9 protein-coding genes are annotated in these 9,006 nt (G+C 30.0%); 3 read left to right on the top strand and 6 right to left on the bottom strand.

Annotated elements, in window-relative coordinates; translation table 11 throughout:
* Window positions 1–13 precede the first annotated feature (13 nt).
* The 3 genes from U9R42_09480 to U9R42_09470 all read right to left on the bottom strand — a co-directional run bounded on the left by U9R42_09480 (window position 14) and on the right by U9R42_09470 (window position 4,015).
* Window positions 14–1,300, bottom strand: coding sequence for an MFS transporter (locus tag U9R42_09480; GenBank protein MEA3496252.1), 1,287 nt, complete (start codon window positions 1,298–1,300; stop codon window positions 14–16).
* 405 nt (window positions 1,301–1,705) lie between these two features.
* Window positions 1,706–2,905 (bottom strand): isocitrate/isopropylmalate family dehydrogenase, encoded by a 1,200-nt coding sequence (locus tag U9R42_09475; GenBank protein MEA3496251.1) that lies wholly within the window; start codon window positions 2,903–2,905, stop codon window positions 1,706–1,708.
* Between the two features lie 90 nt (window positions 2,906–2,995).
* Window positions 2,996–4,015, bottom strand: a complete 1,020-nt coding sequence (locus tag U9R42_09470; GenBank protein ID MEA3496250.1) for a branched-chain amino acid aminotransferase — start codon at window positions 4,013–4,015, stop codon at window positions 2,996–2,998.
* A 999-nt stretch (window positions 4,016–5,014) separates the two neighbouring features.
* On the opposite strand from U9R42_09470, the gene U9R42_09465 reads away from it, so the two are divergent.
* Genes U9R42_09465 through U9R42_09455 form a run of 3 tightly spaced genes read left to right on the top strand, consistent with a single transcriptional unit; the run spans window position 5,015 to window position 7,102 of the window.
* A complete protein-coding gene (locus U9R42_09465) occupies window positions 5,015–5,485 on the top strand; it encodes a hypothetical protein (GenBank protein MEA3496249.1) in 471 nt (156 codons plus the stop codon).
* Window positions 5,486–5,522: 37 nt separating this feature from the next.
* The gene (locus U9R42_09460) at window positions 5,523–6,293 is read left to right on the top strand and encodes a hypothetical protein (protein ID MEA3496248.1); all 771 of its coding nucleotides are present in this window, start codon (window positions 5,523–5,525) and stop codon (window positions 6,291–6,293) included.
* A 14-nt stretch (window positions 6,294–6,307) separates the two neighbouring features.
* Complete coding sequence (locus U9R42_09455; protein MEA3496247.1) at window positions 6,308–7,102, top strand: hypothetical protein; 795 nt, start codon at window positions 6,308–6,310, stop codon at window positions 7,100–7,102.
* 262 nt (window positions 7,103–7,364) lie between these two features.
* On the opposite strand, the gene thiS is transcribed toward U9R42_09455, so the two are convergent.
* Genes thiS through U9R42_09440 form a run of 3 tightly spaced genes read right to left on the bottom strand, consistent with a single transcriptional unit; the run spans window position 7,365 to window position 8,700 of the window.
* Window positions 7,365–7,568, bottom strand: a complete 204-nt coding sequence (gene thiS / locus U9R42_09450) for a sulfur carrier protein ThiS (protein ID MEA3496246.1) — start codon at window positions 7,566–7,568, stop codon at window positions 7,365–7,367.
* 23 nt (window positions 7,569–7,591) lie between these two features.
* Window positions 7,592–8,188: a sulfur carrier protein ThiS adenylyltransferase ThiF gene (gene thiF / locus U9R42_09445; GenBank protein ID MEA3496245.1), complete on the bottom strand. Its 597-nt coding sequence runs from the start codon at window positions 8,186–8,188 to the stop codon at window positions 7,592–7,594.
* A 20-nt stretch (window positions 8,189–8,208) separates the two neighbouring features.
* Complete coding sequence (locus U9R42_09440) at window positions 8,209–8,700, bottom strand: hypothetical protein (GenBank protein ID MEA3496244.1); 492 nt, start codon at window positions 8,698–8,700, stop codon at window positions 8,209–8,211.
* Between the last annotated feature and the right edge of the window lie 306 nt (window positions 8,701–9,006).

Below are 9,006 nucleotides of genomic sequence, written 5' to 3'. Positions count from 1 at the left end.
TTTAGCCAAACAGCTATCTATATTTTCTCATTGAATAAAACATTAAAATAATTCCCAAAACTAGTGATATTATTCCTGTAGAAAAAGTAATAGTGAAGTTACTTAATTTATAAATTAAAATACCTGCAAAAGGAGCAAATAAACCTCTTAATCCTGTAAGGCTAAGGTGAATTGCCTGATATGTATCGGCTTCTTCTGTTTTACAAAAATATGCAGAACCAATACTCCAAAGTAAAGGCATTGCTGCTGCAAAAAGTCCGTAAAAAACATTTGCCAAAACCAAAAAATAAAAGAAATTAATATTTAAATATTCAGTGCTTTGTGGAAAATACTCGGTGAGGGCAGTAAATAAAATTGTTAAAAACATGAAAAAGAACGTCATTATTGAAAATTTTCTTGGGTCAATTTTGCCAAGTAATTTTCCGAAAAGAGGAAGGATTAAAATTGCCAGAATGTTATAGAAATTTTTATAGAACGCAGCACTGGAATAATTGAGTTCTAATATTTTATCATAAAACAAAGGAATCATTACCGCTGATGACATAAAAGCAAATCCATAAAACATAAAACCTATCTCAAAATCTCTGTAGGCTTTATTTTCCTTCATTATTTTTTTGAATTCACCAAAGGAATAGCGAACTGAATTCAAGAAACTTTTCCTAATTTTACTAATATAATTTTCAACTCGTATTTTACTCAACAAAAAAATTGAGACAATTCCAAGGATACCTATTAATGGATAAACATACCTGAAAGCATAGTTGTCGAAATCAAGTAAACGCCCGAATGAAAATGTTGTTACAAGCAAGGCTGCCTTGTTTATCATATTTGAATAACTATAAAGTTTACCAAAATTTTGATGTTTGTAATTATTCTTTAAAAAGAGATTTATGATTGGTAAAACTATAGGTTGAGCTAAGAAAAAGACAAAGAAAATTCCTAAAAAATAGTAATGATAAATGTTGTTAGAAGTAAGAGTTGCTAAATCTTTTGGAAATAAAAGAAGTAAAAATAGTGGCAATCTTGTAACGAATGCCACTATCTTTAATAGTTTTTTTTTGTCAGGAAACCTTTTTAAAAATTCGGTAATAAAAAGAGAAAATAACAAAACAATAACTGTAAACGAAAACAGAATACTTAAAAGCCCCTCAGAGCCTTGCATACTTTTCACAAAAACATATTCATTAAGTGCTAGTACCCCAAGAATAATTCCTTCAATAAAAGAATAAGCAAGATGAAATCTGAAAGTTTTCTTTTCACTAAAAGTTAAATTCCTAAATATTTCAAATTGATAAATCATAAACAATGCAATAAATTAAAACAGTCGGCAGTCTTCAGTCGGCAGTTCTCAGTCGGCAGTCCTCAGTCGGCAGTCCTCAGTCGGCAGTCCTCAGTCGGCAGTCCTCAGTCGGCAGTCCCCAGTCAGCAGTCCTCAGTCCATAGTCAAATACCCGAATAAACAAATAAACAGATAAACAATTCTTCTTTGCGTTCTTTGCGTCTTTGCGTGAAAATATAAACAAATCAACAAGTCGGCAGTCAGCAGTCCTCAGTCCGTAGTCAAATTCCGAATAAACAAATCAACAAATCACCAAATAAACAACATAATGACAATTAAATGACAGCGAAGCAAATGACCACTAAATGACTATTGAAACAAATAAACAAATCACCAAATCAACAAATCACCAAGTCTTAATTCAACTTATCTAAGTTTTTCAATTATAGCATCAGCCATTTGCTTTGTTGAAGCAGCACCATTATCGATAACATCAGCTTTTCCTGTCATTTTACTCATATCATAGGTTCTAACTTTTCCTTCTGATATAACTTCAGCTACGGCATTTCTTATTTTAGTTGCTATTTCATTTTCGCTAATGTGATCCAACATCATACAGCTTGAAGCAATCATTGCTATTGGATTTACAATTGATTCAGAATAATCGGCATATTTTGGTGCTGAGCCATGTGTAGGTTCAAAAATAGCAATTCCATTTTCCGGATTGAATTGAGCACTACACGCAAATCCAAGTCCGCCAATCAAACCGGCAAAACCATCGGAAACAATATCGCCAAACATATTTCCTGCTACAATTACACCGTAAGTTTCAGGGTTTTTAGTGAGCCACATCATTTGTGCATCAATGTTTGTATTCCAAAGTTCTATTTCAGGATAATCAGCTTTTTGAATTTCTTTGGCAAGTTTAAACATCATTCCTGAAGTTTCTCTAATAACATTTGGCTTTTCGCAAACTGTTACTGATTTATATCCATAGTTTTTTGCATGTTCAAATGCTGCTTTTATGATTCTTTCTGTTGCTTTTTTTGTAAATATTCTTGTTGAAACCGATAATTCTTCCTTTGGAGTTTGTGAAAAATTCTTTTGGAATTTAGGATGTGACATTAATCCTTTATAAACAAGGTCAGGAGGGTTTGTCCATTCAACACCACCATATAATCCTTCAGTATTTTGTCGGAAAATTACTGCATCAACTTCAGGCTCGTCAATACCACCGTCTTTTGCTCTTCTGATAAAATTTAATGGATTTCCCTTGTATGTTTTGCATGGTCTTATACAAATGTCAAGATTGAAATGCTGACGTAATCCTACAATCGGACTTGAATAAATAAATCCTTTATCTTTAAGTGAAGGATCAATCTCAGCAGTAGCATCATCTTTTGGTTTTGATGTAATTGCTCCAAAGAGGGCTAACTTATATTTGTCAATGAGGTCTATTGTTCTGTCAGGTAAAGGGTTACCTTCTTTTTTCCAGAATTCCCAACCAATATCACCTTCAATATATTCTGCATCAAAGCCGGCAGCTTCCAATACTCTGATACTTTCGTCTAAAACTACTCTGCCTATTCCGTCTCCGGGTAATTTTACTATTGTTCTTTTACTCATATTTTTAATGTGTTTTTTAGATTAAAAAAAAGGTTGCAAAGATAATTTTATTTTAAATTTACAACCTCATGACTTATTAATTTAATTTTTCTATTCTACAAATTCAATCCAGTCATATTTATCTTCAATATCTCCCGATTGAATCCCTTGTAATCTTTTGTAAAGTTCTTCAGATTTTTTCCCTGCTTTACCATCCTTACCAAATTCATAAGTTTCACCCGTTGTGTCGTTATAGATTTTCTTTATTGGAGAGATAACAGCAGCAGTACCACATGCACCTGCTTCTTCAAAAGTGCTAAGTTCTTCTTTAGGGATGGGTCTTTTTTCTACTTTCATTCCAATATCTTCTGCAATTACACAAAGACTTTTATTTGTAATTGAAGGTAAAATTGAAGGAGACTTTGGAGTAATATAAGTGTTATTTTTTATCCCGAAAAAGTTTGCAGGTCCTGCTTCGTCAATATATTTTTTCTCTTTGGCATCAAGAAATAAAACATTGGCAAAACCATCCTTATGAGCTTTTGTCATAGCTTGTAATCCTGCGGCATAGTTTCCTCCGGCTTTTATATGTCCTGTTCCTAATGGAGCTGCTCTGTCGTATTCTTCTGTTAATAGAAAATCTACAGGACTGAATCCTTCCTTGAAGTATGGTCCAACAGGAGTTACAAAAATCATGAATAAATATTCCTCAGCAGGTTTTACACCAACTTGTGCTCCTGAACCAATTAATAGCGGTCTTATATACAATGATGCTCCTGAGCCATAAGGCGGAACAAATTTTAAATTCAACTTTATAGCTTTATCAATTGCACCTCTGAAAATATCAGCAGTAACCTCTTGCATCATTAGTTCACGAGCCGAGCTATTCATTCTTTTATGGTTTTCTTCCCAACGAAATAACCTGATTTTGCCGTCTTTTCCCATAAAAGCTTTCATTCCTTCAAAAGCTTCTTGTCCATAATGCAAAGCTGTAGCTGCAATGTGAATATCAATATGTTCCGAAGAAGAAACTTCAAGTTCTCCCCATTTTCCGTTTTTGTAGTAACAACGAATATTGTAATCTGTTTTTAAATAACCAAAAGGTAATTCACCCCATTTTATATCATTCATAATTTATACTTTTAAATTCACTAAAATCATTTTCTCAGTTCTTCAAAAATAGATATTTACTTTTAAATAATAATATTTTTTAATTTTTTTTCCTTTATCAGTATTTATCATGCTATTTACTACGTTTATCAACAAGTCGGCAGTCAAAAAACAGTCCGCAGTCAAATTCCGAATAAACGAATCAACAAAAAAAAGTACTTAAAGTGCCTAGAGTGCCTGAAGTACTTAAAGTTATGTGTAACGAAAAAACAGATAACTAAATCCTCCTTCGCTAAAGCTACGGAGAAGAATCTAAACAATTCTTACAACAACAACCCATAAAGTCGTCATTGTGAGGGAGTGTTCTGACCAAAAAAATGTGATAATTTTACTACAATTATTAGTTGTCAGAATACGACTGCGACAATCTCGGGCTTTTTAGCAGAGGTAGTAAAAAAAGCATCCTACTCTTATTCATCAGATTGCTTCAGTCATACTTCCTTCGCAATGACGGTATGTTGGAGCTTTTGAATAAAGAAGTTGGCAGCTTTCAGCCGGCAGTCAAATTCCAATTAAACAATTCTTCTTAGCGTTCTTTGCATCTTTGCGTGAAAATATCAACAAGTCAACAAAAAGAAGTACTTAGAGTACTTAAAGTGCCTAAAGTACTTAGAGTTAAAAAATAGCAACTAAATGACAGCGAAGCAAATGACCACTAAATGACAAACAAACAAATAAACAAAAAGAAGTACTTAGAGTACTTAAAGTGCCTAAAGTACTTAAAGTTAAAAAATAGCAACTAAATGACAGCGAAGCAAATGACCACTAAATGACAAACAAACAAATAAACAAAAAGAAGTACTTAGAGTACTTAAAGTGCCTAAAGTACTTAAAGTTATGTGTTACGAATAAACAGATAAACAAATAAACAAATAAACAAATAAACAAATAAACAATATCTTACACAAACGCAACCTTTTAAATAAATAAACATCAATAAAGTGTATCAAAAATAATTTAATGATTGAAATAAATATCCCAGGTGTAAAAAATATAGAGATAAAATACCTAGTACTTGATTATAATGGTACTATAGGAATTGATGGAGATTTAATACACAGGGTACCGGAAACCTTAGAACTTTTGGCAGAAAAGATTGAAATATTTATTATTACTGCAAACACATTTGGTAATGCAAGAGAAAGATTAAAAAATATTAATTGTGATTTAAGAATAATATCAGAACAGAATCAGGCATACACAAAAAAACAATTTGTAAAACAACTTGGCTCAAAAAATACATTTTCAATTGGAAATGGAAATAACGATTCAATGATGCTTTCAGAATCTGCATTAAGCGTTGCTGTTATTCAAAAAGAAGGATGCTCTGTAGCTGCATTAACTTCAGCAGATATTGTAATGACAAATATTGTAGATGCTCTGGAATTATTAAATAATCCATTAAGAATAAAAGCAACATTAAGAGTTTAAAATTTATTGTATATTTGAAAAAAATTAAATATTTAATATGAATAATCTACTAGCATATTTATTATCAATAATCGTTTTGCTATCAATATCATTTACAGCAAAAACACAAGATATTATTTACAAAAATGACGGTTCAAAGATTGAGGCGAAAATTGTTAAGATAGCTCAAGATGTTGTTAAGTATAAGAAATATAGTGATATAGAGGGTGCTACATTTATTTTGGAAATATCAGAAATAACCATGATAAGATACGAAAGTGGTAAAAATGTTTTTTTAACAAAAGCATTTACGGATGTAAAAAAAGAAGTTGAGGAGTTTGAATTAGAAAATAATTTAATAACATTTCATCTTTTTGATATAATTTTTGATGATTTTACTTTATCCTATGAAAAAATTTCAGATGATGGAACAATGGGAGTCCAAATTCCTATAGCTATTGGCTTTGATAAAAATTCATATTATGCTTATAGTGATTATAGCAATATTTTTTATACAGGGATAGGATTAAATTTTTATCCAACAGGACAGGGGATTTGGAAATACTTTGTTGGTCCGTCTATAAGGTTAGGTAAACTGCGAGCAAAAGATAATGGATGGAGTAGTGATGCAAAAGAAGTAATTACATTTTATGGTAAATTTTTGATTAATAATGGAATTATGTTTTCACCAACTCCTAATTATAGTGTTTCAGCAATTGGAAGTCTTGGTATCAAATATTTTGACAAGGAGATTGACGATTATATACCAAGTGGCATTTATAGTGCAGCACATTTTGCTATTAATATTAGTTATAGATTTAATAATTGAATAAAAAATTAATTATGAAACTTAGAAACAGCTTATTAACTATATCATTAGTTTTTATTTTATCTAATTTGTTTTCACAACATTTAATTATTTTAAATAATGATGAAACAATAAAAGCATCGGAGGTAGAAGTGCTTGCTGATAAAATCAAGTATAAAAAACAAATTAATCCTGATGGACCTTTTTATGTTATTGATAAAGATAGGGTTGCCATTATTGATTATGAAAATGCTAATGCAGAGATAATTAGTCCACTTGGTGCTGAAAAGAATAAAAAAATGATAACAAATGTTGAAGCACCATTAAATAAAGATTTCAAAAGAAATATTTTTGCTTATCATTTGTTTGATGTAATTTTCAATGATTTTACCCTTTCTTATGAAAGACTCTCAAAAAACGGTATGCTAGGTTATCAAATTCCTTTGGGATTTGGTTTTAGAAAACAGACATATTATAATTCAAACAATAATAATTCAGACAACACTATTTATACAGGTATAAGTTTAAAATATTATCCTGCAGGGCAGGGTGTTTTTAAGTATTATGTGGGTCCTGAATTGCGTATTGGATATTTGATTGATAATCATTATGAAAGCCAATGGGATGATACCGAACAGAAATACTACGATGTTTATATTGAAAAACAATCACCATACACTAAATTATTTATCCGCAACGGTGTTGTGTTTTTACCTGTTGATAATTTAAGTATAGGAATGAATTTTGGATTAGGAATGAAGTATTATACAATTTTTGATAGAGTGGTAAAAACTGCTCATTTTGCTGTTAATCTTGGGTATAGATTTTAGGGAGGTTCTTTAAATACATTTCTTTTAAGAAACAAAGATAATGAATAAGATGCAAGGCACAAATTTTTCTGAATAGCCGTGCTATTGAGAAAAATTTTAACGCAGTCAGATTGTTTATTATCTTTGTTCCCAAAGGGTTTTCAGAGTTTTTTTTATATACTTCTTCAAAACTTTTCACATTATCCCGATTTGTTTCAAATTTTTTCATTGTCTATAAAAAACTCTGGAAATCTTAATGCGAATGTATTTAAAGAACCTCCCTTTAACCGCCACTTATTAAATGTAAAACAGATACATTGTCTTCGTTTTTTATTAAAGCATTTTTATATTGATTTTTTTTTATCAGCTTTCCATTTATTTTAATTACCAACATTTTAAAAGTAAAATTTTTAATTTTCAGTAACTCGTCAATAGTTAACTCGTCTTGTTCAAAAGTTTCTTTCCGATTATTTAAAGTGATTTCCATTTCAAAATGTAATTAGAAGTTTCCTAAAGCTCTTTAAGATTTTTATTCAGCAAAATGTCAATTGCAACATTAGCCTGCATATTAGCTATTATTCCAACTCTTGGTGCTAAAGGAGGCTCTTCATTATTGACTTCGGTTTTTTCATCTCCACAAATATATAAATTGCCATCCTTTCTTGCTTTGATAATATTATTTTTGCCAAATCCAGCAATACCTAAAGCTGAGATTAATACTTTTTTAGGGAAGGCTGTTAACACTGTTTCTATTATCATTTGTTTTTGACTTGCTTGGTCAAATGCTTCAATAATTATATCGCAATTTTTATAGAAATCAATAATTGTTTCAGCAGTTAATTTAATATTATGAATTTCAACAGTTACTTCAGGATTTATTTTATTAATATTTTTTTTTAGTGCATCAACTTTCTTTTCTCCAATTTGATTATAAAAAAAATACTGACGATTAAGATTAGATTCTTCAACAATATCAAAATCAGAAATTATTAATTTTCCAATTCCAACACGAGCTAATGCAACAGCACAGTTAGAACCTAAGCCACCAGCACCGGCAATTCCAATTATTTTTGTTTCTAAATTATTTTTTATTTCTTCAAAGTTCATGATTAATAAATTTATGGAATCTATTTTTTACTAATGTCTTGTTTACAAACCTCTTTAATTGTATTTTTTACAACAGGGAAAACAAAGGGGATTTTATTTTTATTTTCTAAAACAAGCAGTATCAATTCTTTTGATTTATTGAGAGAAGAGTCTTGAGTTATTTTGTTTGTTATTTTTTCTGCATTTGCTTTTCCAATACCAAGATTATTTACAAAGGTACTTGTTACCATTAATGCATCATTAGTGTCAATTTCATTTACATAAGAAATGGCATTTTTTACATCTTTGGCTTTAAGCTTATTAATTGTATTGAGAAATTCAGCTTTTTCTATTTCTAATGATTGTAATTTTTCATTTATTTCAGTGAGTTTCTCATTTTTAATAGCCTTTTTCACTATCATTTTCGGTAGTAAAATATTAGAGGTTAAAGCAATTAATATCGTAATAATTACTAAAGTTGAAATTATTATAAAAATAATTATAGCTGTTCGTTTTATTTGCTGTGTTGCCATTGTTCAAGAGTTTTATTAATTGTACAAATTTAACATAGTTTAGAAAAACTACATTCATGAAAAAAATAATAAAACTATTGAGAGAATTTTTAACAAACTCAAGTTTCGCATTTGAATATAAAGAATTGACATTCGGAAACTTATTAAATGTCGAGTTGTGATAACATAAAGAAAATCAATAGTATAATAATTCCATAATGAATTGTTTCATACTTTGTGATTCTTAGTGTCTTAGAATATTCGTGGCTAATTATCAATATCTTGCCACAAAGACACCAAGGCACAAAGTTGCACTAAGAAAAAATA

Source organism: Bacteroidota bacterium (genome assembly GCA_034723125.1).
Lineage (GTDB): Bacteria > Bacteroidota > Bacteroidia > CAILMK01 > JAAYUY01 > JAYEOP01.
The sequence above is the reverse complement of the archived record's forward strand: the minus strand, read 5'-3'. Positions and strand labels throughout refer to the sequence as shown.

Excerpts from the sequence above, each read along its gene's own strand:
- U9R42_09440 (MEA3496244.1), bottom strand. The coding sequence starts at position 8,700 with ATGGCAACACAGCAAATAAAACGAACAGCTATAATTATTTTTATAATA.
- thiF (MEA3496245.1), bottom strand. The coding sequence starts at position 8,188 with ATGAACTTTGAAGAAATAAAAAATAATTTAGAAACAAAAATAATTGGA.
- U9R42_09470 (MEA3496250.1), bottom strand. The coding sequence starts at position 4,015 with ATGAATGATATAAAATGGGGTGAATTACCTTTTGGTTATTTAAAAACA.
- U9R42_09460 (MEA3496248.1), top strand. The coding sequence starts at position 5,523 with ATGAATAATCTACTAGCATATTTATTATCAATAATCGTTTTGCTATCA.
- thiS (MEA3496246.1), bottom strand. The coding sequence starts at position 7,568 with ATGGAAATCACTTTAAATAATCGGAAAGAAACTTTTGAACAAGACGAG.
- U9R42_09480 (MEA3496252.1), bottom strand. The coding sequence starts at position 1,300 with ATGATTTATCAATTTGAAATATTTAGGAATTTAACTTTTAGTGAAAAG.
- U9R42_09475 (MEA3496251.1), bottom strand. The coding sequence starts at position 2,905 with ATGAGTAAAAGAACAATAGTAAAATTACCCGGAGACGGAATAGGCAGA.
- U9R42_09455 (MEA3496247.1), top strand. The coding sequence starts at position 6,308 with ATGAAACTTAGAAACAGCTTATTAACTATATCATTAGTTTTTATTTTA.
- U9R42_09465 (MEA3496249.1), top strand. The coding sequence starts at position 5,015 with ATGATTGAAATAAATATCCCAGGTGTAAAAAATATAGAGATAAAATAC.